Source organism: Candidatus Cloacimonas acidaminovorans str. Evry, from assembly GCF_000146065.2.
GTDB lineage: Bacteria > Cloacimonadota > Cloacimonadia > Cloacimonadales > Cloacimonadaceae > Cloacimonas > Cloacimonas acidaminivorans.
The window spans coordinates 943184-968150 of record NC_020449.1 but is presented as its reverse complement, the minus strand read 5'-3'; the positions used below and the strand labels follow the sequence as shown (position 1 = coordinate 968150).

Here is a 24967-nt window from a genome sequence, read left to right as displayed (position 1 = left end):
CAAGTTAGAGCATTGACTTAGATAAATTGACACTTTTCGGGAATAGTCATATATGAGTTCTGGTATTATTATTTTACTTTATTATATATTATTATATATATCTGTATATATTATTATTACTATCTACTCCCTCTCTATATAGTTACAGTAACTTGCGAATTTATCTTATTTTATTATGTAATCTGCTGTCCTTGTGTATGTTATAAATTAACAGTCCCGCCCGGTAACTTATGAATTTATTATCCTTTTATATCATCAGCACCTTACCTTCCTTACAAACACCTCTCCCCCTCCTTCCCTACTGCCCTCTTAAGTGCCACAAATATGTCTGTTTATATGCACCAAAACTAAGTTTGAGAACTCCTCAATACATTGTTTATAAGCAGAAAACACTCCAGTAAGGAAGCTCCGCAAGCAAGTCAAAAGGTGTAAAAGTGGGCTTTTTATTTTCTCAATTTTACATTTTACATTCTCAATTTTTCATTCTAACTATTTTTTCGGCATAGTATTAGGGTTAATTTTACAATAGTTGCTATTCGGTTTAATGCTCCAACCCTTTACGCTGTCATAATGCAGAGTAGTTACTGTCCATAAATCTCCGGTATCGGATAAATAGCCATAATAATTCACAGGTGTAAGTCCTGATTGACGGATAACAACAACGCAATTGGTGCCGATAGCATTTTCATTATCGTGGTCACTGTAATAATGAACCTGCACCAGGTAGTCACCAGGAATTACACTTTCCGTAGTTATATTTTCAGGACCATAGCCATTTGTATCATCAACATCAAGAGCTAAACCGCTTGCTGTATAGCGATTAGCCCAATAACATTTTTCGCCGTTGGGGTCGGTAATCCAGAAATCCACATCCGTTCCTGAAGTATCCCAAGTGAGAGTACAATGCAAAGCCATTAAGGGGACAAGAGAAGTGAAACTCATTGTATCTTCAGCGGTTAGCCCTCCTGAAACTGCTACTACATATACAGTATGTTGAACTTCTTCGGTTGATCCATTCAGAACAACTGCTTGGGTAAAATTTCCGTTATCCAAATTCAATTCAAAGGAATGTTCACTATCATTATCCAGTATTAGAAGAGCTGAATTTAAGCTGGGATTAGCTATTTTCCCGGTTATAGTAACGATACGGTTGGTAACTACTTCGCTAATTTCATCTATAGTCACATAAAAATCTATCGGAAGTTCAACTGAATCGCTAATCAGGACGGTGTTATTATTCTGATTCTGAGTTGTGAATTGATACTGCAGATTAATTTCATCAACACTAATTTCACTATTGATCCTTATAGGAACATAAACGGTTATAGTTGTTCCGGCAGCGATAGTGGCTGTTGTAGAATTAAATAAAGAAGTAAAACCTGTTCCAGAGGGAACATTATGAAAACCGGTCAGATTAGTTGTTCCCGTATTGCTTACAAATAGCTTAACGGTAAGTTGTTCACCGGGATTCAGCTTATTATCCATAAAATCCTCATCCGTAATTTCCCAATCATCAATAGCTAACATTCCGCCTAAGGCAGCAAGGGAGATACTTCTTATTTTATGATTATTGAGGCCATCTGAAACATCAACAGTTACAGTATATTCTTTTTCTTCAGTTGGAGTAAAAGTCAGTTCGGTTCCATTAGCACTAAACCCCGTATAAGAACCTCCGGAAACTGTCCATCCAAAGGAAAGCTCCTGCCCAATAGTGCTTACGCAAGTTATATGGGAATGAACCGGTTGATTTACCTCTATACAACCTTCATCAACTGCTAAATTTTCAATAATAATGGGGTTTTCCGCAAGTTTCAGCAATTCAGCTACAACCGGTGTAACCTGATTCCTAACAATCTGCAGATATTCATAAACACCCCGAATATAGCCCTCTGCAATAGCAATTATATGATATTCTCCTTGGGGTAATTGTTGTTCCAGATTTTGAGGTGCGTTCATAACAACCGCAATCCGAGGATTATCCTCAGGCATATTAGCTTTGGCTATAATCAGTGTTTTTCCACCCGTAACGGGAAAATCAATATTCGTAGTTCCGCAATCAGCGGTTGTTTGATTTTCTTCCATCATTTGATTGACTACTTCATTTGTCCATTCTCCAACAGGACCTCCATAAGCATCCCCAACAGCTTTTACACCTGTTTCGCCAAGTTCTTTAGCTGTTTGCGCAGTCGCTTCCCGTTCATCATCACTCCAAAGCAAAACATCTCTCCGCATTCCCATTTTTACAGGGTCTTCATCACTCATATTCAAATAGGTGTTAGCTTTTTCTTGAGGAGTGGCACCAGCCAAATCATCGTAAGGAATAGTATAATTACAATCTTCAGGAGAAGTTACAGGATTCCAGTGTTCAATCATATCCCTAATTTTAGCATCCCGGGCACTATTTCGTTCCTGAATTGTTTCTGCCCAACTGGAAATTAAAGGTATACCGGAATTAGGGTCATTTAATACCTGACGGATACTTTTCTTTCCGCTTAAAACATTCCATCCCGAATAAACCATCTTACCACCGGATTCTACAGCACCTTTGGCTTTGTTATAAACACCTTTGGCAATGCTGCTGAGTAAGCCCTTACTTTCGCCATAAGGGATAATAGCATTTTCCGCTTGCACCAGAACTTCAAATTGACCGGCTATAGCATTAGATTGGCTATTATAAGCCTCTACCAAAGCACCAATATCGGTAAAGACATCACGATTTTTCTTTTTACTGCCCAAGTTAAGAATAGCACTTTGAATATTGTTCATTGTGCCATCATGCTCTTCCATAAGGGAAGTAAGGTCTGTTTGATACTGCCAGTAATTATTCAAGGCAACTGTGATATCCGTATTGACAGGGGGTTTATTATCCTCATCTTTATCACAGGCAGTAAAGAAAAACAGAAGCATAAGAGCTCCTATTGTGAAGAAAATTTTGGGTTTCATAATAAATACTCCTTTTTTTTAAGTTGAAACCAAATTGAAGTGTATAAAAAATGCCAATAAGAATAGATATTTCTCCTCTTATTTAAGATAACTATCTGATTATCTATGAAGATAACCTTTGGGTTCCTCATCCTCTTGCACCTCGTTATAATCAATATATATATTACATAATCAAAAATCGGTTTCTGTCAAGTAAAATATTTTGTTTGATGGGCACGGAATTGTGACGGCTGCTTTTTCATTTTTTAGCCACCGAGAACACCGAGAGCACCGAGGTCACCGAGAAAATACTTACAATTCATTTTTTAGCCACCGAGAACACTGAAAACACCGAGGTCACCGAGATATTTTTTACAAAGAGAAAATCCGGGTTAAAAAAAAGCAGTTGACATTGAAAGCAAGATAAAAAAAGATAGTAAAACAGATTAATGAGGGGAGAAAAAAATAAGTAATGACGATTGCCGAAGCATTAAAACGGCTGGAAAAAAACATCAAAGAGAATGAGCTTATTCATAATGGAGATAAGCTTTTACTGGGATGTTCTGGAGGTGCGGACTCCAATGCTATGCTCTATCTTTTTTCACGACTTAGAGTTCCGCTGAATTTAACTTTATTAGTTATTCATATCAATCACCAAATTCGGGGTGCGGAAAGTGATGCAGATGAGGACTTTGTGAAACAGCTTTGTCAAGATTTAAATATCCCGGTAATTATTCGGAAGATAGTAGTTCCTGAAACGGGTAATCTGGAAAATCAGGCAAGAAAATTGCGCTTTGAGGTTTTTAATAAAATTTTAGAGAGTTATAATTTTGATAAAATCCTGTTGGCACATCAAAAAGAAGACCAAGCAGAGACGGTGATGCTAAATTTTTTACGAGGAGCAGGAATAAGTGGAATGGCAGGAATTAAAGGGATAACAGGAAAAGTTGTCCATCCGCTATTATGTTTCAGCAGAAAGGAATTGGAAGAGGTTCTTAAGCAGGCGGGAATTTCCTGGCGAACGGATTCCAGTAATCTGGAGACAAAATTTCGGAGAAATCTTTTGCGTAATGAGATTATGCCCCAATTAGAAAAGGAATTCAATCCAGCATTAAAATCGCATCTCTTTTTTTTAGCGGAACTTTTTTCACAGGCAGAGACAATTTTTAAGCAAAGGAGTAAAACTCAATTCCGACGCTTATGTATAGACATTCAACCGGGAAAAGTTGTTTTTGAACTTACCCCTTTATTGAAACTAAGCCCAATTGAAAGGTATTATTTGTTTCGCAGTGCTTTTCACTATGTTTGCGGAAGTGAAAACGATTTTTTTGCGGTTCACTTTCAGGCAATTGAAAATATATTGAATGGGAAAGGCAGCAAATGTCTGAACTTGCCTCATAAAATAACCGTTATCAAACAATATGCTGAAGTTATAGTGCAAATAGAAACGGAAAAAGAAGTAAAAGAAACTGAACCATTGGTTATTGATGCCGACCGCACTATGGCAGTTTATGGAAATTATCGTTTTAATTTTAAATACTTACGTGTGTTGCCCAAAGAGCAAACAGGGGATGAATTGGAAAGCCGGGTTATTCTTGATGCGGATAAAATAAATATTCCTTTTATTATTCGTTTTCGCCAACCGGGTGACCAGTTTGTTCCCTTCGGAATGACACAGTTAAAACGGCTGAAAGAGTTTTTTATTGACGAAAAAGTGCCAAAATATGAGAGGGATTTAATTCCCGTTTTTGACGACGGGGAAAAGTTATTTTGGATTGTGGGATACCGTTTGGATAATCGGGTTCGCTATGATGAAAACACAACCCGCTATTTGCAAATAACGGCAACGAATATTTCAGTAAAATCCCGAAAAGCAATCCTGAAAAAGAAAAGAGGAAACAATGAATCAGATGAATTGTGATATTTCCGCTGTTCTTTTTGACGAATACCAAATTCAAACCCGTATTCGCGAACTGGGCTTGGAAATTTCTAACAGCTATAAAAACAGCACACCTGTGATGATAGGCATTTTAAAAGGTGGTTTCATCTTTTTAGCTGATTTGGTGCGCAGTATAACTATCCCTGTGGAAGTGGATTTTCTGGCTATTTCCAGTTATGGAACTAAAACCAGCAGCAGTGGAGTGGTAAAAATTCGGAAGGATATAGATATTGACATTACAGGCAGGGATGTGATTGTAGTTGAAGATATTGTGGATACCGGTCTTTCTTTGGCATATATCAAGGATTATATTTGGCAGCATAAACCTTCCAGCTTGAAGACCTGTGTGCTATTGGATAAGCCGGATGCACATAAGACGGATGTGACCTTTGATTATATCGGTTATTCCATTAAAAATGAATTTGTGGTCGGTTATGGACTTGACTTTGCAGAAAAATACCGTAACCTACCCTTTATCGGAATTTTGAAAGAAGAGCTTTATAAATGCTAAAATACATACTTATTGCCTTATGCCTGATAACATTCAGTGCTCTTAATGCTGTTCCCGCAGATACCTTAATTACTCCACAGCAAACAATTCCGGAAACGGGAAAAGCGATTATGCAATTTTCCACGCTGATGAACTGGTTTATTTTGGCACTGTTGATAATATCGGTAATCAGTATCATCAGAATGATAATCGTGAAAAAAAGAACTCTTAACAGAAAGGATAAACCCAATCCCAATCCCAATTTACGCAATCCGCAAAGCCCGAAAAATGCCCCTGCTAAGAAATCGCCTTTCTCGCTACCTTTAATTATAATGTTAATTCTCTTGATAGTGATTATATTTCATACCTACAACAGCAGTGGAACTGCCATCACCAAAGAGAGTTACAGCAATTTTATGACGCGGGTTGCTAATGGCCAGATAACACAGGTGCAATTTGCGGAGAAGGACATCTTTTATACCGATATAGCAAATAAAAAATACTCTACTACTGTGCCTTATGAAAATCCTCAACTGGTGGATTCACTTGTTGCCTTGGGAATTAAGGTTAGCGCTACGAAACCCTCTCGTTGGGCTGGAGTTATATCTTATCTATTGCCATTTCTTTTGCTGATTATCTTCTGGGTGTTTTTCATCCGGGGAATGAATGCTCAAAATGCCAAAGCATTCAGTTTCGGAAAAAGCAAAGCCCGCTTATACGAAGCCAGTAAAACGGGAATCACTTTCAAAGATGTAGCCGGAGTAGATGAAGCAAAAGAGGAACTGCAGGAAATTGTGGAATTTTTGAAAGACCCGAAAAAGTTTCAACGCTTAGGTGGAAGAATACCGCGTGGAGTTTTACTTGTAGGGCAACCTGGAACAGGCAAAACCCTGCTTGCTAAAGCTGTTTCCGGAGAGGCAGGAGTTCCTTTCTTTTCTATCAGCGGTTCGGACTTTGTGGAAATGTTTGTTGGCGTTGGAGCAGCCAGAGTGCGTGACCTTTTTGACCAAGCTAAGAAAAATGCACCCTGTATTACTTTTATTGATGAAATTGATGCTGTTGGCAGACATCGGGGAAGCGGTTTAGGTGGTGGACACGATGAACGCGAACAAACCTTAAATCAGCTCTTGGTAGAAATGGATGGTTTTGAACCCAACGAAGCGGTAATCATTATTGCAGCTACAAACCGTCCCGATATTCTTGACCCGGCATTATTGCGTCCGGGAAGGTTTGACAGAAGAGTGGTAGTTGATTTACCCGATATTAAAGGCAGAACGGAAATTTTGAAGGTGCATACAGCTAAAGTCCCTCTGGCAAACGATGTCCATCTGGAATTGATAGCCAGAGGAACTCCCGGTTTTAGTGGTGCGGATTTAGCTAATTTGGTGAATGAAGCGGCTCTGATTGCAGCCAGTAAAAACAAAACCCAAATCCAGATGGAGGACTTTGAAGAAGCGAAAGATAAGCTTCTTTTGGGTAAAGAAAAGAAGAGCAGAGTTATTCCTGAAGAAGATAAAAAGCTTACTGCTTATCACGAAATAGGCCATGTGCTTACATCCGTGTATCTGGATAAGGTTGAGCCCGTGCATAAGGTCTCTATTATTCCCAGGGGTTTTACAGGTGGTGCAACGCATTATCTGATGACCGATAAAACCAACTATTCCAAAAGTTATTTACTGCAAATGCTGGTAACACTTTTAGGAGGAAGAGCAGCCGAAGAAGTTGTTTTTCAAGAATATACTACCGGAGCTGGTAACGATTTGGAACGCTGTACCGATATAGCTAAAAAAATGGTTTGTTCCTGGGGTATGAGTGATAAGATTGGTCCTATAACTATCGGCAAGGAGCAGGGAGAAATATTCTTGGGTAAAGAACTCGTTTCTCACGATATTTTCAGTGATGAGACCTCTCAACTGGTTGACAGAGAAATACGGGATATTGTTAGTAATGCTTATTCTCAGGCAATTTCTCTTTTGAACGAGCACCGGGAATTGATGGATATTATGGCTAAAGAACTGCAGGAAAAGGAAACCTTGGGCACTGATGAAATTTTTAATTTAATTTTGGAAAATTGCCGTGAAGAAGAACGAGAATTGGTAGAAGAAAAATATAAAAAAGCCCTGGAACTACGCTTTGAACACAGTGAAAAAACAACTTCCCAACCAACTGAGACCACGGAAACCGCTGAAACTACGGAAACCATTGAACAAGCAGAAAACAAGGATAATAAATCTGAGGAAACAGCATAAATGATAATGCATGGTACTACTATAATAGGTATTCACCGCAATGGCAAAACAGCAATTTGCGGTGATGGACAAGTAACTATGGGCGATGCTATTGTAAAAGGTAAAGCCCAGAAAATACGCAAAATTTATGATGGAAAGGTAATTGTTGGCTTTGCCGGTGCTACTGCCGATGCTTTCAGTTTACTGGAAAGATTTGAAGAAAAACTGAAAACCAATAAGGGTAATTTGAAAAAAGCAGCTATTGACCTGGCTAAGGACTGGCGTCAGGATAGAATCTTAAGACGCCTGGAAGCAATGCTTATTGCGGGTGATAAAGATTCCATTCTGCTAATAAACGGAGCAGGCGATGTTTTAGAGCCCGATGATAATATTATAGCCATTGGCAGTGGCGGAAATTATGCTTTGGCAGCAGCTCGCGCTTTAGCACATAAAACCAAACTCGGAGCAAGCGAAATTGCCGTAGAGGCACTGAATATTGCTTCAGGAATATGCATTTATACTAATAATAACTATATTGTAGAGGAAATATAAATTGTTAATTAATGAATACTTAACTCCTAAACGGATTGTTGAGGAACTGGATAAATATATTATTGGCCAAGACCAGGCAAAACGCTGTGTAGCAATCGCTTTACGTAATCGGTGGCGGCGTCAGCAAATTTCCGGTGACATCAAGGGTGAAATTATGCCTAATAATATCATCCTGATAGGACCCACCGGTATTGGTAAGACAGAAATTGCCAGAAGAATTTCCCGTTTAACAAATGCTCCCTTCATCAAAGTGGAAGCATCCAAATTTACCGAAGTAGGTTATGTAGGACGCGATGTAGAATCAATGGTGCGTGAACTGATGAATTATGCGGTTAGCCAAGTGCGCGAAGCAATGATTGAAGAGGTGCGTCCCGAAGCGGAAAAAAATGCTACGGAAATGATTTTAGATATATTGCTTCCGCGCAGTAAAAAGATGAAGCAAAATGCCAATAACACCGATACACCTGAATATGAACGCTATTTACGCAGTCGGGAAAAAATGCGCAAAAAGCTGCTTTCCGGTAGTTTAGATGAAAAGGAAATTGAAGTTGAACCTGAAACAGATAACCTTCCCAATTTTGAGATTTTTCCGGGACCGGGACTGGAATTACTGGATTTTGACATCAGCGAAATGATTTCCAATATTTTTCAAGGGAAAGGAACACCAAGGAAAGTCAAAACCACTGTTCATAGTGCCTGGAAACTCTATGTGGAAAACGAAATTAACCGTCTGATAAGTAAAGACAAACTTGTTGAAACAGCTAAGATGGCAGTGGAAGAAAACGGTATTATTTTCATTGACGAAATTGATAAAATAGCCAATACTGATAAACAGGTAGGTATTGATGTTTCGCGTAGTGGCGTCCAAAGAGACCTGCTTCCTATAGTTGAAGGCAGTAAAGTTCCTACCAAATATGGTATGATTGATACTTCGCATATCTTGTTTATTGCAGCAGGCGCTTTTAACACAGCAAAACCATCAGACCTCATTCCGGAATTGCAAGGCAGGTTTCCTATCCGGGTGGAATTGAATAGTTTAACACAGGAGGATTTTGAACGCATTTTAACCGAACCGGAAAATTCTTTAACTAAACAGTATCAGGCAATTTTCCGGAGTGAAGGAGTAGAACTGAAATTTATGCCGGAAGCGATTCGGGAAATTGCCCGTTTTGCTGCTTTAGCCAATGAAAAAATGGAAGATATTGGAGCTCGGCGTTTGCATACAGTGATGAATAAACTATTGGATGATTTTCTGTTTGAAATGCCTTCCGAGACACTAAAAAGCGTTAAAATTACGAAAAAAATGGTAACCGAGCACCTTAGTCCCGTAATTGAAAGTGAGGACCTTTCCCGATTTATCCTATAGCGATGGTAATCAATAAAATAAAAGAAATTTTTGTCTCTTTAACTATCCGCAACTACCGCATTTTTTTTATGGGGCAAGGAATTTCTTTAATCGGAACTTGGATACAGCGAACAACTATGGGCTGGTTCGTTTATCGCTTAACCGGTTCTGCTTTTTTACTTGGCTTAGTAAGTTTTCTCTCAATGATTCCTTCGGTTTTTGTAAGTCCCTTTATAGGTGCTTGGGCAGACCGTTTAAACCGTCATCGGACAATGATTTATACGCAAATTGCTTTTTGCCTGCAAACAGGTATTTTAGCATTATTGGTTTTAACCAGAGTAATCAATAAGCAGGTTTGGTATCCAATTTTGATTTTATCTTTTATTCAAGGAATTATTGATGCTGTGGATGCTCCTATTCGTCAGAACTTTGTAATGGACCTTGTTTCTTCCAGAACATTATTGCCCAATGCTATAGCAACCAATTCCGCTATGTTTAATGGAGCACGTTTGATTGGACCTGCTATTGGAGGTTTTTTAATAATGATGTTCAGTGAGGGGGTTTGTTTTGCTATTAATGCAATTTCTTATATACCTGTTATTATTTCATTGTGTTTCATAAAGATAAGCTATCCTCCTGTTCCTCCTCAGAAAGAACCGACGCTGAAGAAAATATTTTCGGGGTGGAAGTATTCCTGGGAGAATATGCCTATTCGCTTTTTGCTTAGTAACCTTGCTGTTTTCACTGTTTTCGGGATGTCTTTTTCCACTTTGATGCCTATTTTTGCCAAGGATATTTTACACGGCACTTCGGCAACGCAGGGTTTGCTAATGTCTTCAATGGGTGTAGGAGCTTTATGTGGTTCCTTCTTTTTGGCTTCGCGCAAAAATATTCGGGGAATGCCTACTCGTTTAGTTTATTTATGTTTAACTTTCAGTATTGCCTGTATATTGTTTTCGCTTTCCGGGTCAATTCCGCTTAGTATGTTCTTTATGGTGTTTTTAGGTTTAGCGGGAATGATGACAATGGCTACTACGAATACTTTAATTCAAAGTATTTCTTCTCTGGAAATGCGAGGAAGAGTTATTTCACTTTATACAATGGCTTCAGCAAGTATGTCGCCATTAGGAAGTTTGTTGATGGGAACTTTATCCAGCAGAATTGGAGCTCGCTTCACTTTGATTGTGTGTGGTTTGTTATTATTATTGTGGTCATTAAACGGCTTGAGGATAGTTCCGAAATTTTTGCGAGGTGTCTTAAGAATGTTAGTTATTAGTGATAATACGGATGTTTACAGGCAAAGAGTTTTGGCACCGGAGATTTCGGCAAGATGAAATTGTTCTATTATTTGGGGAAAAGAGAACCTGACTACCGTACTTTGATGCACTTGCAAAAGGATTTTATGTTGGAAGGAATAAAAATTCCCGTTTCGCGTTTAGTTATTGCTGAACAAACACATTCCAAAGAAGTGCACATTTGTCGGGAAATTGATTGTGGAGCAGGCATCGGTAAAAAACCTCAAATTCCTTTAGCAGATGGTTTAATTACCAATATACCCTATCAATATTTACTTATTCGGACTGCCGATTGCTATCCAATTTTATTAATGGATAGTCGCAGAAATGTAGTTGCAGGTCTTCATTGCGGCAGAGAAGGGACACAGAAAAATATCGTTGGAGAAGCAATAAGAAAGATGAAAAGTCATTTTTATTGCCAGTTGACCGATATCATAGCCATAGTAGGTGCCGGTATTTGTCATAAACATTATGAAGTAAGCCAGGAGCTCTTTGATGACTTTAATAGAGCTCTCCGGAAAATGGGATTGGAACCGGATTTAACCCAAAACAGGCATCTGAACCTCAGGAAAATTCTCAATGCTCAACTTATTAAAGAAGGAATTCCGGAAATCAATATTGAAAATGTTACTGATTGCACTTTTGAAAGTTCCAATTATCATTCCTATCGTCGGGAAAAAACCAAAAACCGTCAAATAAATATTGTAGGTATCCTTTATGGCTAAAACTTATGTCAATAAAGAAGGAAATCTGATTTTGGAAATCCGCGAGGAACCTCTATCTGCTTGGCTAACAATCAAAAAAACGGACTTCCTTATAGATGAAAACGAAATTCTTGCCCTTATTGAAGAAGCAGGTATTAAAAGCGGATTTGACGAAGCGATTGATTATATATGCAAACATTCACTGGAAAAGGAATTTGAAGTTCCCTTTCCTATTGCAATGTGCAATAAAAAAGAAGTTACCAGTATGTTACGCTATAACTTTAATCCTGATTTGCTTTCCCGTCCCGAAAACGGAATAAATATTAGCACTTTGGAGAAATTGAAGGTTTTTCGTTCAGGAGATGTTGTAGCAGAATATTCCAGTAATATTTTTGCACAAGGAGGCAGTATCTATGATATTTTCGGAAACTTGCTTGATGCCAATTCGGTAGATACGGAACAGGCAAAAGCTCTGGCAGGTGATAATATAGCTTATGATGTCCAAAACAAACAATTTTCTGCTCTTGTAGACGGCTTTCCTTATTTGGATGAAAATGGCTGTATCTGCCTGTTGGATAGGGTATTGTTAAACGGAAATGAAATCCCACCAGAGACAAAAGTTAAATGCCCTATCAATTTGATTATTGAAGGAAGCATAACTTATGCCGATATTCATTGTGAGGCAGATATAAGCGTTCAGGGCGATATTCAATTCTCAACTATTAACTGTGCTAAGAATATGTTTATAGCAGGGGATATAATTTCCTCAAACAGGAAAGGAATTATCGTTTGGGGAAATCTGGAATGCCGTAGTATTCTCAATTCTTATGTTCTTTGCCTGAATAACATCCATTTTACGGATAAAATTGAGAATTCTACCGTTGTTTGTGACGGAGAAATAATAGGTGACTTGAACAGCAGTGAGATCTGCGGGGGCTTAACTCAAGCAGGGGAATCAATTACTGTTTTTCAAGCCGGTTCTTACGACCGGACAAAAACCGAAATAGAAATAGCACTTTGCCCCTTTTATCGTAACCTGCTATTGCTTTTAATTAGGGAACTTATTCACCTGAAAGAAGATAAAGAATTAAATGCTACCACAATTGCAGAATTGGAAAACCGCATTGAAAAATATGAAAGAGCTTTGGACGAGAAACTAAATCAAATTCTGAAAAGCGAAAAACAAAAACCGAAAAAAATAAAAGTACAGGATGTAATCAGACCACCTGTTGTATTTCGCATCTTAAAACACAGTTATGAAGTTAACAGACCAGAAAAAGGTCTTGAATTTGAGGAAAAGGACTAAGGAAAATGATTAGTGTTAACAGCAAAAAAATCTTGGAGCTATTGTGCATACTGATTTGCGCTTGTCCTCTGGTGGCGCAGGAGGCATATTTTACGAGTGAACCCGCCATATCTCCAGATGGAGAAATAGTGTGTTATGTCTATAGTAATGACCTTTGGCTGGTTCCTTTTGCAGGAGGAATACCTCGTAGAATAACTAACACCACTTCTTATGAATGGAATCCCCAATTTAGTCCTGATGGCAAAATGCTTGCCTTTTCTTCTGACCGCTCAGGGCAGAATCTGATTTATATAATGCCAGCTACGGGAGGAGAGGCAAAAGCCGTAAATTATGAGTCATTCAGAATTTCAGAATGGTTTAGCGATTCCCAAAATCTTTTGTGTACCAAATATTCTCCGCGTTGGGGTTTATCTTTCTATAAAGTTCCTATTAATGGTTCGCGTCCTGTTCTGCTTGCTGAAATTGGCAGTTCCTTTGCTACTTTAAGTCCTGACAACAAACAAATCGTATTTCAAAAAGGTGGCTATTCCAGAAGAGAAGCATATCGCGGTAGTGGCAACGGAGAACTTTGGCTAATTGATCTTCCTACGAAAAAATATACCAAGCTTACCAATACGGAACTTTCGGAATTGTATCCCAGTTTTTCGCAGACAGGAGCACTATATTATTGTGCCTCCGATGGTAAATGTTTTCAGATTAACAAGGTGAATAAACTATCTTTTCGCAAACCCGAAAAAATTACCAATCTAAAACCCTTTAGCGCTCGCAGAATCAGTTTGTCAAGAAATAATGACCGGCTGGTTTTTGAATATTTTAATACTATTTACAAATACGATCCTACTCTCAAAACGGGAGAGAAAGTAAGTCCACTGTTCATAGACCTTTGCGAAGACGAATGGCAAGAAAATATTGTCCGCAGTTATGAAAATACCACTATTGACGATTATACTATCTCTACGGATGAATTATTGGTTGGTTTTACCCATAATTATGATAGTTTTTTTGCTCCAGTTAAAGGTGGAGAGGCAAAACAGATTAGTTTTGACCACGGTTCAATATTCGGTCTGCAATTTTTAGATAAAAGACAGATGGTAATAAGCAAGCTGGATAATGGAATTGTGAAACTTTTTACGGCAACAGCAGATTCGGTTATCACTCTTTCTCCTGTGGATTGGTTTGGAGCTGATAGTTTATGTGTTACAGAGCTTTATAAAGATAAAAACGGACGCTGGTATTTCAAATATGATGATTATTACAGACATCAAAAAATTGCTATTGCCGATTCGGGTTTTGTTAATATCCGTCCAGTTAATACACCTTGGGCTGTTACAACCAATTTTGCCTTCACTGAAGACGGTAGATATGCAGTGTATGGAACTTTACGCGAAGATAATTATGTGAAAGAATTATATCTGTATGATGTTCAGGCAGATTCCAGTAAACGCCTTTTGGCTGATAACGGCTGGTGGCAAAATCTTTTCTGGACTTCCGATAATAAGTCCATCCTCTTAACCCGCAATAGTGATATCTACCGCTTAGATTTGGTTCCCAGAGATGAATTTGAATTAGATACAGACCCTTGGGACGAAATCCTGCATCCGGAAAAGAGTAAAGCCGATAGTACTAATGAAGAAATGCAAAATGAGAAAAAAGGCATTCAGGAAATTGAAAGCACTTGGAAAGAGAAAAAAGAAGAAAAACCCAAACCTTTGGAAATCGTCTGGGAAGGATTGGAAAAACGCTTTTATCCTGTTATCACTGCAAAAGATAACTACAATTTCGTATTGGACATAATAAGTGACAGCACTTTCTATTATATTGAAAATAATGGACAGCAGGAAAAGAATTCCATCCTCAAAAAAGCCAATATCTACGGAAAAAATCAGAAAGAAGTGTTTAATTTCGGTAGAAATGCAGGTTATTACAATAAAGTTAATAATACAGTTTATTACCTTATTAATCAAGAACTGAAGTCCTACAATCTGGATACTTCAGCCCGAAAAGATATAAAAATTAAATACGATTACAAATATGATAAGGTACTTTTAAATCTGCGGGTGTTTGAAGAGGTATGGTGCGCCTTTGGCAATAACTTTTATGACCCTGCTATGCATAATGTTCCTTGGAAAGAATTGTTTCAGCTCTACCGTCCTTATGTAGAAAAAGCAAAGGATATCTATGATGTGGCTTTCATTATAGAAGAAATGATTGGAGATGTAAACGCTTCCCATACCGGTTTTTACCCCAGGGAAGAATATAAACCCTTTACCAATCCTGTTGCCTGGCTCGGAGCCGATTTTGATTATAAGAATATTTTAGCAGAAGGAATACGCTTGGAGAGAATTTATCCAACCTCCCGTTTGGGCAGCTTCTATCATCTTCAAGATGGCTGTATCTTAACTCATATTGATGAAGTTAAAATTACTGCACACACTTCTTTAGATTCATTGCTGGCAGGAAAAATTGGGAAAAAGATAAAACTGACTATCCTACAGGAAGGAAATATTACCGAAGCCGTAATTACGGGCTTAAGCTATTCCCAAATGTCTGAATTGAAATATGATTATCAAATAGCTAAGAACAAAAAACTGGTGGATGAACTCTCCCACGGAAAACTTGGATATATCCATATTCCCGCTATGGGAGAAAATGATTGGCAAAAATTCTACCGTGATTTTGTAGTTGATAATTTTGATAAAGATGCACTGGTAATTGATGTGCGTGGAAACTATGGCGGACATATTCACGACAAACTTATTACCCTGCTCCAGAAAAAGAAATATGCCTACACAACAAGCCGTAGATACAGTCGTGTTCTATGTTACGAACCACATAATATTTGGGATAAACCAAGCATTGTATTGGTTAATGAGGATTCCTTCAGCGATGGAGAAATTTTCCCTACTGTGTATCAGGAATTGAAATTGGGAAAAGTTGTCGGAACTCCTTCCAGCGGAGCAGTTATCGGCACCTGGCATTACTATCTTCAGGATGGTTCTTCTATGCGAATGCCAGGAACCGGATGGTATAAACTGGATGGCACAAATATGGAAGGAACAGGTGTTCAGCCCGATATAGTAGTAGAAAATTTACCCGAAGATATTATTGCAGAACGCGACCCTCAACTCATTCGTGCCGTTAAAGAACTGATGAAAGAGCTAAAGTAAATTATGAACTTAAATGAAATAAATAATCTTATTCAAAGGGCTAATGCCCTGGTAAAAACAAACTGGCTGCAAGCCGTCTATATCCTTCAGGAAGCATTGAAAGAAGAACCTGATAATCTTTCCCTCCTTGTTAACCTTGGGGATATTTATTTGGAACGCCAACTCTTTGAAAGAGCCCTCAGCTATTATCTTAAAGCGATTTCCCTGCTTCCGGATAATCCCCAGTTGCTATTTTTGATTGGTACTTGCTATTTTTCCTTAGGGGAATATAGAATTGCTAATAGCTATTATAATCGGATCCCTGACCCACCTCCGGAAATCCTTTATAATATTGCTTTGTCTTATGCTTTTTTGGGTTCATACCAGGAAAGTATTGATATAATTCATAAAATTTTGAAAGTGATGGATGACAATCCTTTTATATATTTTCTTTTGATTGAACAATATGTCCGCATCCAAAACTACGACCGCGCTTATGAAATCATTTTAACTGCTGAAAATAAGTTTGGTAAACATAGACAACTGTTGCTCCTTTCCGCATTGGTTTACGGAAAAAAGGGTATCTGGCTGAAGTCATATCACTGCTTTGCAGAATATGAATCATTAGGAGAAATAACTAACCCCGACCACCTTATGGCTTATGCCAATGCAGCTGTAAATATCGGAATGAACGACCGTGCTATTGAACTTTTACAAAGAGCGCAGGAAATAAATCCCTATATCAATGCCGTTTATGAAGAACTGATTCGCCTGTATCTGAAAAAAAACGATTATAAAAACGCTAAAAAAGTCCTTGACATCGCTAAAAGGTATATTTCCCGTTTTTCGCCTGTCCTTTATCTCTTCAAAGAACGACTGGAAAACCCGCATTTGGAATGAAAAATGAATTTAAAAAAGGTTGAGAGGGTTGAGATGGTTTGTAGAGGTTTAATGGTTGAGATGATTGAGAGGGTTGAGATGGTTGAGAGGGTTTGTAGAGGTTTAATGGTTGAGAAGGTTTAGAAAGTTGAGAGGGTTTAGATTCCATAAAAGCCCGTAGGGCGACACAATGATAGCGATGGTGGCGTAAGCCCCTCGTAAAATGAAAGCCCCGAATTTTTTTCCATTTTATATTTTTACTTTTCCCGGTTCCAAAAGCCCCAAAGGGCGACACAAGGATAGCGATGGTGGTGTAAGCCCCTCGAAAAATTTGCGAAGTACCCCTGGGAAGTTTTGGCTTACAATTTTAACCTGCCTTCAATGGATACACAACCCACTATCTATTACACTTGCAACCGAGCTTGTACTGATTTTCGAATTAAAAAATTGTGAGCTAAAACAAAAAGCCCGCTCCTTTCCAACCTCATTTCAACTTACCCACAAATTACACGGTAACCATTAAAAACACCAAAAAGAGAAAAAAAGAAATGTGAAGTTCCTTCATCGCAAAATATATATTCCTTCGTTACCATTAGCATTGAGGGGAGGAGATAGCTCGGTTGTATGTGTGCTTGCTTCTTGTTTTAACTCACAATTTTGAAATGAAGAGACTAGTAATAATTTGGTTGTAAGTGTGGATAAATTGATGTTTGTAGTTTCTGTGAGGGCAGTGGCAAAATTGTAAGTCAAAACTTTCTCCCCGGTGAAAATTGTAAGTCAAAACTTTCTCACCGGTGAAAATTGTAAGTCAAAGCTTTCTCCAACCCTCTCACTACCTCATTTTTCGGTGTTTTCGGTGTTCTCGGTGTTAAATATTATTCCTATTTCTCTTTTTGCACTATCAATGGAGTCAGAAGCATGAACTGCATTTTCGGTAATTCCTTCGGCATAAAGATAGCGGATAGTTCCCGGTTTTCTTTTTTCGGGATTTACATCTCCGATTAAATCTCGCAACTCCTGAACAGCGTTATCTTTCTGGACAATGATTGCCACAATGAAATCCGACATCATAAAGTTCAACAAGTTTTCAAAGAAGCTCTTTCCTTTGTGTTCCGCATAAAAATGCTCCGCCAGTTCTCTATTAAAACGGAAAATTTTAAGCGCGCAAAAATGAAAATTATTTTCTTCCAGAATGGTGATAATATGCCCTATATGTTTATTGCGAACTGCATTGGGTTTAATTAGCAGAAGTGATTTTTCCTTCATTTTGCCGTATAAACGGTTTCAATAAAATCCAGAGCGGCAACTTTGATAGCAATATCACGGTTTAGAACCATACTCATTTTGATTTTGTGCTTTAGGATATCAGTCCAAATTTCATACATCTCATTGGGCTTAAATTCAATTCCGGTGTAAAGTTTAAGCATATCCTGGTAGAAATCATCCCGGTCAGAATCAACCCTGGCAATTACCAGTTTAGGTGTTTCCTGACAAATATCGTATTCCTTATAACGGATATCCACAACTACATAGCCCAACTTTAGCAGGTTTTCATAGTTAATCTGTAAGTCCTCATGATTTAGCATTTTTTTTAACTCCCAAGTTAAATAATTCTGGACAAAACACAGGATTCTGAATCTTTGTAAAACAATGAAGAAATCAAGCCCTGCTCTGTCAAGAAGAATTTATTGCCCGTAAAGGAGCCCAAAAAATGCAACGCTTCAAGCTTATAAGTGATTATACTCCTTCAGGTGACCAGCCCGAAGCCATAGAAGCCCTTATTAAAGGTATTGAAGAAGGCAAAAGGCATCAGGTTCTTTTAGGCGTTACTGGTAGTGGGAAAACCTTTACTATAGCTAATGTGATTGCTCATTTTAATCGTCCTACCCTTGTTTTATCGCACAATAAAACCCTCGCGGCTCAACTTTATGGTGAATTGAAACAACTCTTTCCGGAAAATGCGGTAGAATATTTTATCAGTTATTACGATTATTATCAGCCCGAGGCATACATTCCCGGTAAGGATATTTACATTGAAAAAGATAGCAGTATCAATGAACAGATAGAAAAACTGCGTTTGCGTGCTACAATGAGTTTGATGGAAAGAAGGGATGTAATTATCGTTTCGTCTGTTTCCTGCATTTATGGACTTGGTGTTCCGGAAGAATATCGTGAGGCATTAATTTCCCTGAAAAAAGGTATGAAAATGGACCGTGAAGAACTTATTCATCAACTGATATCGGCTCATTACAGCAGAAATGATATTGCCTTTGAAAGAGGTGCTTTCAGGGTTAGAGGCGATGTAGTAGATATTTTTCCTGCCTATTTGGAACACTGTTTGCGCGTGGAATTCTTTGGGGATGAGATTTATCGGCTGGAAAAAATTCATCCTATTTCCTGTCAACCCTTGGGAGAAGTAGAAAAATACGATGTTTACCCCGCAATTCACTTTTTAATGAATGAGGAAAAATTGCGCAAAGCCCTCATCAGTATTGAGCAGGAAATGAATGAACGGGTTGCCTGGTTTTTACAAAATCAAAAATATGTGGAAGCAGAACGCCTGAAACAACGCACAACTTTTGACCTGGAAATGCTCCACGAACTGGGTTATTGTAGTGGCATTGAAAATTACACGCGTCACTTAACGGGAGTTAAACCCGGAGAACCGCCAAACTGTTTACTGGATTACTTTCCTGAGGATTTTTTAATGGTGATTGATGAATCCCATGTAACTATTCCTCAAGTGCATGGAATGTTTGCCGGGGACTACACTCGCAAAAAGAACCTGGTGGAATACGGTTTTCGTTTACCTTCCGCTTTTGATAACCGTCCTTTGCGTTTTGAAGAATTTGAAAAGTTTATGCATCAAGTAATCTTCGTTTCTGCCACTCCTGCGGATTACGAACTAAGTTTAACTAAAGGCGAAATTGTAGAACAGGTGATTCGTCCCACCGGTTTGGTTGACCCGGAAATTGAAATTAACCCTATAAAACATCAGGTAGATGACCTCATCGCGCAAATCAAAGAACGGGTTGCTAAAAAACAAAAGATATTGGTTATGACACTAACTAAAAGAATGAGTGAAGACCTTAGCATTTATCTGAATAATGCCGGAATCAAAGCCCGCTATATGCACAGTGATATAGACAGCATTGAACGAGCTAAAATCATCAGGGACTTTCGGTTAGGTGAATTTGATGTAATTGTAGGCATTAATCTTTTAAGAGAAGGTTTAGACCTGCCGGAGGTTTCACTGGTAGCGATTTTAGATGCCGATAAAACTGGTTTCTTGCGTTCTACCCGTTCCCTGATTCAAATTTCTGGTAGAGCAGCCAGAAATGTTGATGGCAAAGTGATTTTTTATGCTGACGAAATTACCGATGCTATTAAACAAACAGTTGCCGAAACCAATAGACGCCGTGCTAAACAGCTTGCCTACAATGAAGAACACGGAATCACTCCTCAGACCATCTATAAAACAATTGACCAGATTATGCAATCCACTGCTATTGCTGAGGGCTATGATAAAATTGCCAAACAAGCTACATTTGAAAAACCCTCCGCTAAGGAATTTATGGAATATCTGGAACTGGATAATAAAGAAAAAATCATTGAACTGCTCACTAAAGAAATGAATAAAGCCGCTGCAAACCTTGATTTTGAACACGCCGCAGAACTGAGAGATAAACTTTGGGAACTGCAACAAAACATATAAAAAATGAAGAATGATAACACGCAGATTACGCAGATTTTTTACAAAGAGAAAAGAGAGAAAGAGAATAATTGAGAATGTAAAATGAATTTGACTGGGAAACCAGGTAGATTTATATTTATTGAGGTTTAGAAGGTTGGTATGGTTAGAATGTAGAATGAATTTAAAAAAGGTTGAGAAGGGTTGAGAGGGTTGAGAAGGTTGAGACGGTTTGAAGAGGTTGAATGGTTGAGATAGTTTAAAAAGTTGAGAGGGTTGAGAAGGTTGATATGGTTTATATTCTATAAAAGCCCGTAGGGCGACACAATGATAGCGATGGTGGCGTAAGCCCCTCGTAAAATGAAAGCCCCGAATTTTTTTCTTTTTCCCTTACCTTGTAAAAAAAGCCCCTGAGGGCGACACAATGATAGCGATGGTGGCGTAAGCCCCTCGTAAATTTTGAGAAGTACCCCTGGGAGGTTTTGGCTTACAATTTTCATTCGTTTACCCAATTATCAGCATCCCTCTTGCTTCTACACTTCCAACCGCACTATAAATGGTTTCCTGCTTGTTTTGACTTACAATTTTCACTTGCCTTCACGGATAGAACAACCCACAATTTATCTACACTTACAACTACATTTCAACTGGTCTCCTCATTTCAAAATTGTGAGTTAAAACAAGAACCCTGCACACTTACAACCGAGCTATCTCCTCCCCTCAATGCTAACGGTAACGAAGGAATATAGATTTCGCGATGATGGAACTTGCTATTTCTTTTTTCGCATTCTGGGGTTGTTATTCGTTACCGTGTAATTTATGGGTAAGTTGTAATGCGGTTGGAAGGGAGCGGGCTTTTTGTTTTAGCTCACAATTTTTGAATTCGAAACCTGTAAAAGCTCGGTTGTAAGAGAAATAGTTAGTGGGTTGTGTATTCATGGAAGGCAGGTGAAAATTGTAAGCCAAAACCTCCCAGGGGTACTTCGCAAATTTTACGAGGGGCTTACGCACCCATCGCTATCATTGTGTCGCCCTACGGGCTTTCGGAACCGGGAAAGGTAAAAATATAAAATATAAAAAAAGTCGGGGCTTTCATTTTACGAGGGGCTTACGCCACCATCGCTATCATTGTGTCGCCCTACGGGCTTTTATGGAATCTAAACCCTCTCAACTTTCTAAACCATCTCAACTTTTTAAACTATCTCAACCATTAAACCTCTGCAAACCCTCTCAACCCTTCTCAATCTCTTTTAAATTCGTTCTACATTTTACACTCTACATGTTACATTCTCAATTATTCTCTTTTTCTCTTTGTTCTCTTCTTCTTTTTTTCTCTTTTTCTCTTCGTAAAGAAACTCAACTTTACCCTGCTCTCCGTTTCCATCTCGCTATCTCTCCATTATAAACTCATACAGCAAATATCCATTCAACATATACAGCACATTATCAAATTCTCTGTCTCCAGGAATAATAATATCCGCATTTTTCTTAGTGGGCTCAATAAATGCTTCATGGGAGGGTTTAACCGTGCTTAAATATTGTTCCAAAACGCTTTCCACATCTCTTCCCCGTTCCACAATATCTCTTTGCATCCGCCTGGCTAAACGCAAATCCGAATCGGTATCCACATAAATCTTGAGGTCGGAAAGAGCCAAAAGCTCAGGATAATACAGCCCGAAGATACCTTCCAGAATAATTACATCCGCAAAGGCAACACAGGTCTTTCCTTCCTTTCGGCAATGAGTGGCAAAATCATAATCCGGAATATCCACTGCCTTGCCTTCCAGCATAAGTTTCAGGTCAGAAAGCAGATAGGGAATGTCAATTGCCTCCGGATGGTCAAAATTTACTTTAGCACGCATTGCAGGAGTTAGATGGCTAAGGTCTTTGTAATAGTTATCCTGGGCCACTATAACGGTTTTTAAGTCATTTAATCGCATTCCGATTGCCTTTGCAATAGTGCTCTTTCCGGAACAGGTTCCGCCTCCGATAAGGATTAAACGAACATTATTGGTTTGAGACATTATTTCCTATCCAGCTGTGTATTTTAATCAATAAAGCATTTTCCACTTTTTCCGGCGTAAAATTGTCAAAGCAGAAAGTGCTTAGTTTATTTGCATATTCATCCAATTTCTTCGCACTGCGGAAAAGTTCTATTATTTTTTCCGATAATTCGGTAAAGTCATCTGATACAAGATAGCTATCTTCCGGTAAAGGGAAGTTTTTTATTGCGGATAAAGTGCAAACCAGGGTTTTACGAAATTGAGCACAGGTTAAAATCCTTCCTTCCGTATCTGGTTTATTTAAAGGCAAAAGAACCAGCAATGCCTCCTGCAATAATTGCTCTTTTTCGTTGTAAGGAGCATAAGTTATTCTTCCGCTGCAAAGGCCTTGAAGTTCCTCTCCCCCACACAGAACTATGCTTATTTCCTTTTCTACCATCTTTTTGGATATACGGGGATAAATCTCGGAAATAATATTCTTTACTGCAGTAAGATTATCTTTGCTTTCAGGAGCACCCCAAAAAAGGATAAATTTCTTGTTGCTTCCTGGTTTATCAAGTTCTGGTATAGTAGTTATCGGCAAAGGGACAAAGTGTGTATTCTCCGGCTTAAAATGATAACATTTAAAGAGCTCATCAGTTTCTCCAGGATTAGCGTATAAACAAAACATACCTTTCTTCGGAAGATACTTGTTCCAAGCAGTTTGCCTAATGTATTGCCAAAGATAATTAGCGTTTTTCAGTTGTTTATTATCTTTCCACTTTTCTTTTATTTCCGGTAACCAAACCTTTTCAATATCTATGATTAATTTACATTGGGGTAAAATCTTTTTTGCTAAGCAAACTAATGGCAGACAGGCAAGTCCTGCAAAAAAGATTACTTCATAGCGTTTGCTGTCCAGAATATTGATAAAACGCTCTTTCTGACCTTTTCCTAGAAGATGATAAGCTTCAGATTCAAGATTATTCTCCTCTTTCAAGCTTAAGGAATATAATTTATCATAACCCGTATGCAAAGAAACCGGTTTTTCCATATAAACAGGACTTTTCAGCAGAAGAAGGTCAGCATCAAAACTTTTGGAAATAACATTCCACAAAAAACGCGAACGCTCAGCCCTGATTCCTTCTTCTATGGTAAAGGGCTCATCAATAAACAATACTTTTTTCGTAAGCATAACCATATTTTCCTTCTTGTGTTCACTATTTTTGATACTGCCAACTCTGTCAAGCCCTGCGCACATCTGATTATTTTTCTTTCACGCAGATTTCGCTGATTACGCAGATAAAAAAGATAATAGGTCTGGGATGAACAGGATTAAAGGGATTTGAGAGATTTATAATATAGAATGGGTCTTGATAAAATAACAAGACACCTTATTATTATTCCATACTAGTCCTCTCTTAATTATGCATTTTTCATTGAACCTCTTTTTCTCATTGTAAAAAATCTGCGTAATCTGCGTGTTATCATTTTTCATTCTCAATTATTCTCTTTTCCTCTTTTTCTCTTTGTAAACCAAAATCTGCGTGCTCTCATTTTTCCCTTGACAGAAATTAGCAGTCCATTTTTGTGTTTGCTAAGTAAGCCCTTTCGCTTATATTATAATTGAAAAATAAATACATTATGGAGGTTACAATGAAAATTAGACCCGTAGAAGATCATTTAGCGGTGAAACTTAGCACCACAGAAAATGAAAAGACCGTTGGCGGAATAATTATTCCCGATACTGCCAAAGAAAAACCTCAAATTGCTGAAGTAATCGCAGTCGGCAACGATGAGGACTTGCAGAAAATAATAAAAGTGGGCGATAAAGTCCTCTTTGGCAAATATGCCGGAACCGAAATTGAATTTGAGGGAGAAAAGCTGCTTATCCTTGCCAAAAGCGATCTCCTTGCTATCGTAGAGTGATAAAATGGCTATCCTGGAAGTTAATTCTGCCAACTTTGAGACCGAAGTTCTAAAGTCCACTCAACCCGTTTTGGTTGATTTTTGGGCTCCCTGGTGCGGTCCCTGTAAAGCACTTAGCCCTACAATAGATAAAATTGCCAACGAAACCGAAGGCAAAATAAAAGTAGTAAAAATAAATGTAGATGAGGCACAGGATATTGCCGCTAAATATTCCGTGATGTCTATTCCTACTTTACTGATTTTTGTGAACGGTGTTGTTAGCGACCAATTGATAGGACTGGTGCAAAAAGACAAAATTATGGATAAACTGAATAAGTTTATCGTTTAAGCTATACCTGAAAACAATCAGCCCGGGTGTTATTGCCCGGGTTGTTTTTCTCTCACAGATTTCACTGATTACACAGATTTTTTATTTTTTGAATTACCTCTATATAAGATCCTGCTGATCCCATCAATCCAGTTATCAGCGTTCTATTATTTATTCACCGCCACGACTCCTCACTTAATTCTTTCACCGTTCACTATTCACATTTCATTCTCAATTCGCGGTTAAATCTCT

At 38.3% G+C, this 24967-nt stretch carries 18 protein-coding genes; 13 read left to right on the top strand and 5 right to left on the bottom strand.

Annotation, left to right across the window (positions count from 1 at the left end; genetic code table 11):
* Nucleotides 1–489 precede the first annotated feature (489 nt).
* Complete coding sequence (locus CLOAM_RS09030) at nucleotides 490–2943, bottom strand: PKD domain-containing protein (protein ID WP_015424573.1); 2454 nt, start codon at nucleotides 2941–2943, stop codon at nucleotides 490–492.
* Nucleotides 2944–3394: 451 nt separating this feature from the next.
* Between CLOAM_RS09030 and tilS the strand changes: the two genes are divergently transcribed.
* From tilS to CLOAM_RS03940, 10 genes are all read left to right on the top strand, one after another.
* Complete coding sequence (gene tilS, locus CLOAM_RS03985; RefSeq protein ID WP_015424572.1) at nucleotides 3395–4843, top strand: tRNA lysidine(34) synthetase TilS; 1449 nt, start codon at nucleotides 3395–3397, stop codon at nucleotides 4841–4843.
* Entirely contained in the window at nucleotides 4824–5372 is a 549-nt protein-coding gene (hpt, locus tag CLOAM_RS03980) for a hypoxanthine phosphoribosyltransferase (RefSeq protein ID WP_015424571.1), read from the top strand. The genes tilS and hpt overlap by 20 nt, the downstream gene beginning before the upstream one ends.
* The gene (gene ftsH / locus CLOAM_RS03975) at nucleotides 5366–7600 is read left to right on the top strand and encodes an ATP-dependent zinc metalloprotease FtsH (protein ID WP_015424570.1); all 2235 of its coding nucleotides are present in this window, start codon (nucleotides 5366–5368) and stop codon (nucleotides 7598–7600) included. The genes hpt and ftsH overlap by 7 nt, the downstream gene beginning before the upstream one ends.
* On the top strand, nucleotides 7601–8131 hold the full coding sequence (gene hslV / locus CLOAM_RS03970) for an ATP-dependent protease subunit HslV (protein WP_015424569.1): 531 nt from the start codon (nucleotides 7601–7603) through the stop codon (nucleotides 8129–8131).
* A 1-nt stretch (nucleotide 8132) separates the two neighbouring features.
* Complete coding sequence (gene hslU / locus CLOAM_RS03965; RefSeq protein WP_015424568.1) at nucleotides 8133–9497, top strand: ATP-dependent protease ATPase subunit HslU; 1365 nt, start codon at nucleotides 8133–8135, stop codon at nucleotides 9495–9497.
* 2 nt (nucleotides 9498–9499) lie between these two features.
* Nucleotides 9500–10810 (top strand): MFS transporter, encoded by a 1311-nt coding sequence (locus CLOAM_RS03960; RefSeq protein WP_015424567.1) that lies wholly within the window; start codon nucleotides 9500–9502, stop codon nucleotides 10808–10810.
* Nucleotides 10807–11496, top strand: a complete 690-nt coding sequence (locus CLOAM_RS03955) for a polyphenol oxidase family protein (RefSeq protein WP_015424566.1) — start codon at nucleotides 10807–10809, stop codon at nucleotides 11494–11496. Before CLOAM_RS03960 ends, CLOAM_RS03955 begins: the two co-directional genes overlap by 4 nt.
* Nucleotides 11489–12781 carry a FapA family protein gene (locus CLOAM_RS03950; RefSeq protein ID WP_015424565.1) on the top strand — a complete coding sequence of 431 codons (1293 nt, stop codon included), beginning with the start codon at nucleotides 11489–11491 and terminating at the stop codon, nucleotides 12779–12781. The genes CLOAM_RS03955 and CLOAM_RS03950 overlap by 8 nt, the downstream gene beginning before the upstream one ends.
* Before the next feature lie 128 nt (nucleotides 12782–12909).
* Nucleotides 12910–15948, top strand: a complete 3039-nt coding sequence (locus CLOAM_RS03945; RefSeq protein WP_162010052.1) for a S41 family peptidase — start codon at nucleotides 12910–12912, stop codon at nucleotides 15946–15948.
* A gap of 3 nt (nucleotides 15949–15951) precedes the next feature.
* Nucleotides 15952–16827: a tetratricopeptide repeat protein gene (locus tag CLOAM_RS03940; RefSeq protein ID WP_015424563.1), complete on the top strand. Its 876-nt coding sequence runs from the start codon at nucleotides 15952–15954 to the stop codon at nucleotides 16825–16827.
* An 816-nt stretch (nucleotides 16828–17643) separates the two neighbouring features.
* On the opposite strand, the gene CLOAM_RS03935 is transcribed toward CLOAM_RS03940, so the two are convergent.
* Both CLOAM_RS03935 and CLOAM_RS03930 read right to left on the bottom strand, forming a co-directional pair.
* Nucleotides 17644–18072 carry a nucleoside-diphosphate kinase gene (locus tag CLOAM_RS03935; protein ID WP_015424562.1) on the bottom strand — a complete coding sequence of 143 codons (429 nt, stop codon included), beginning with the start codon at nucleotides 18070–18072 and terminating at the stop codon, nucleotides 17644–17646.
* Nucleotides 18069–18392: a hypothetical protein gene (locus tag CLOAM_RS03930; protein WP_015424561.1), complete on the bottom strand. Its 324-nt coding sequence runs from the start codon at nucleotides 18390–18392 to the stop codon at nucleotides 18069–18071. The genes CLOAM_RS03935 and CLOAM_RS03930 overlap by 4 nt, the downstream gene beginning before the upstream one ends.
* 125 nt (nucleotides 18393–18517) lie before the next feature.
* On the opposite strand from CLOAM_RS03930, the gene uvrB reads away from it, so the two are divergent.
* On the top strand, nucleotides 18518–20521 hold the full coding sequence (gene uvrB, locus CLOAM_RS03925; RefSeq protein ID WP_015424560.1) for an excinuclease ABC subunit UvrB: 2004 nt from the start codon (nucleotides 18518–18520) through the stop codon (nucleotides 20519–20521).
* A 1364-nt stretch (nucleotides 20522–21885) separates the two neighbouring features.
* On the opposite strand, the gene udk is transcribed toward uvrB, so the two are convergent.
* Entirely contained in the window at nucleotides 21886–22521 is a 636-nt protein-coding gene (gene udk, locus CLOAM_RS03915) for a uridine kinase (protein WP_015424559.1), read from the bottom strand.
* A complete protein-coding gene (locus CLOAM_RS03910; RefSeq protein WP_232502707.1) occupies nucleotides 22505–23674 on the bottom strand; it encodes a hypothetical protein in 1170 nt (389 codons plus the stop codon). The genes udk and CLOAM_RS03910 overlap by 17 nt, the downstream gene beginning before the upstream one ends.
* A gap of 461 nt (nucleotides 23675–24135) precedes the next feature.
* Between CLOAM_RS03910 and CLOAM_RS03905 the strand changes: the two genes are divergently transcribed.
* Together CLOAM_RS03905 and trxA are read left to right on the top strand one after the other, a co-directional pair.
* A complete protein-coding gene (locus CLOAM_RS03905) occupies nucleotides 24136–24408 on the top strand; it encodes a co-chaperone GroES (protein ID WP_015424557.1) in 273 nt (90 codons plus the stop codon).
* 4 nt (nucleotides 24409–24412) lie between these two features.
* Nucleotides 24413–24736: a thioredoxin gene (trxA, locus tag CLOAM_RS03900; protein WP_015424556.1), complete on the top strand. Its 324-nt coding sequence runs from the start codon at nucleotides 24413–24415 to the stop codon at nucleotides 24734–24736.
* Nucleotides 24737–24967: the final 231 nt, after the last annotated feature.

Excerpts from the sequence above, each read along its gene's own strand:
- CLOAM_RS09030 (WP_015424573.1), bottom strand. The coding sequence starts at position 2,943 with ATGAAACCCAAAATTTTCTTCACAATAGGAGCTCTTATGCTTCTGTTT.
- tilS (WP_015424572.1), top strand. The coding sequence starts at position 3,395 with ATGACGATTGCCGAAGCATTAAAACGGCTGGAAAAAAACATCAAAGAG.
- hpt (WP_015424571.1), top strand. The coding sequence starts at position 4,824 with ATGAATCAGATGAATTGTGATATTTCCGCTGTTCTTTTTGACGAATAC.
- ftsH (WP_015424570.1), top strand. The coding sequence starts at position 5,366 with ATGCTAAAATACATACTTATTGCCTTATGCCTGATAACATTCAGTGCT.
- hslV (WP_015424569.1), top strand. The coding sequence starts at position 7,601 with ATGATAATGCATGGTACTACTATAATAGGTATTCACCGCAATGGCAAA.
- CLOAM_RS03960 (WP_015424567.1), top strand. The coding sequence starts at position 9,500 with ATGGTAATCAATAAAATAAAAGAAATTTTTGTCTCTTTAACTATCCGC.
- CLOAM_RS03955 (WP_015424566.1), top strand. The coding sequence starts at position 10,807 with ATGAAATTGTTCTATTATTTGGGGAAAAGAGAACCTGACTACCGTACT.
- CLOAM_RS03950 (WP_015424565.1), top strand. The coding sequence starts at position 11,489 with ATGGCTAAAACTTATGTCAATAAAGAAGGAAATCTGATTTTGGAAATC.
- CLOAM_RS03940 (WP_015424563.1), top strand. The coding sequence starts at position 15,952 with ATGAACTTAAATGAAATAAATAATCTTATTCAAAGGGCTAATGCCCTG.
- CLOAM_RS03935 (WP_015424562.1), bottom strand. The coding sequence starts at position 18,072 with ATGAAGGAAAAATCACTTCTGCTAATTAAACCCAATGCAGTTCGCAAT.
- CLOAM_RS03930 (WP_015424561.1), bottom strand. The coding sequence starts at position 18,392 with ATGCTAAATCATGAGGACTTACAGATTAACTATGAAAACCTGCTAAAG.
- uvrB (WP_015424560.1), top strand. The coding sequence starts at position 18,518 with ATGCAACGCTTCAAGCTTATAAGTGATTATACTCCTTCAGGTGACCAG.
- udk (WP_015424559.1), bottom strand. The coding sequence starts at position 22,521 with ATGTCTCAAACCAATAATGTTCGTTTAATCCTTATCGGAGGCGGAACC.
- CLOAM_RS03910 (WP_232502707.1), bottom strand. The coding sequence starts at position 23,674 with ATGCTTACGAAAAAAGTATTGTTTATTGATGAGCCCTTTACCATAGAA.
- CLOAM_RS03905 (WP_015424557.1), top strand. The coding sequence starts at position 24,136 with ATGAAAATTAGACCCGTAGAAGATCATTTAGCGGTGAAACTTAGCACC.
- trxA (WP_015424556.1), top strand. The coding sequence starts at position 24,413 with ATGGCTATCCTGGAAGTTAATTCTGCCAACTTTGAGACCGAAGTTCTA.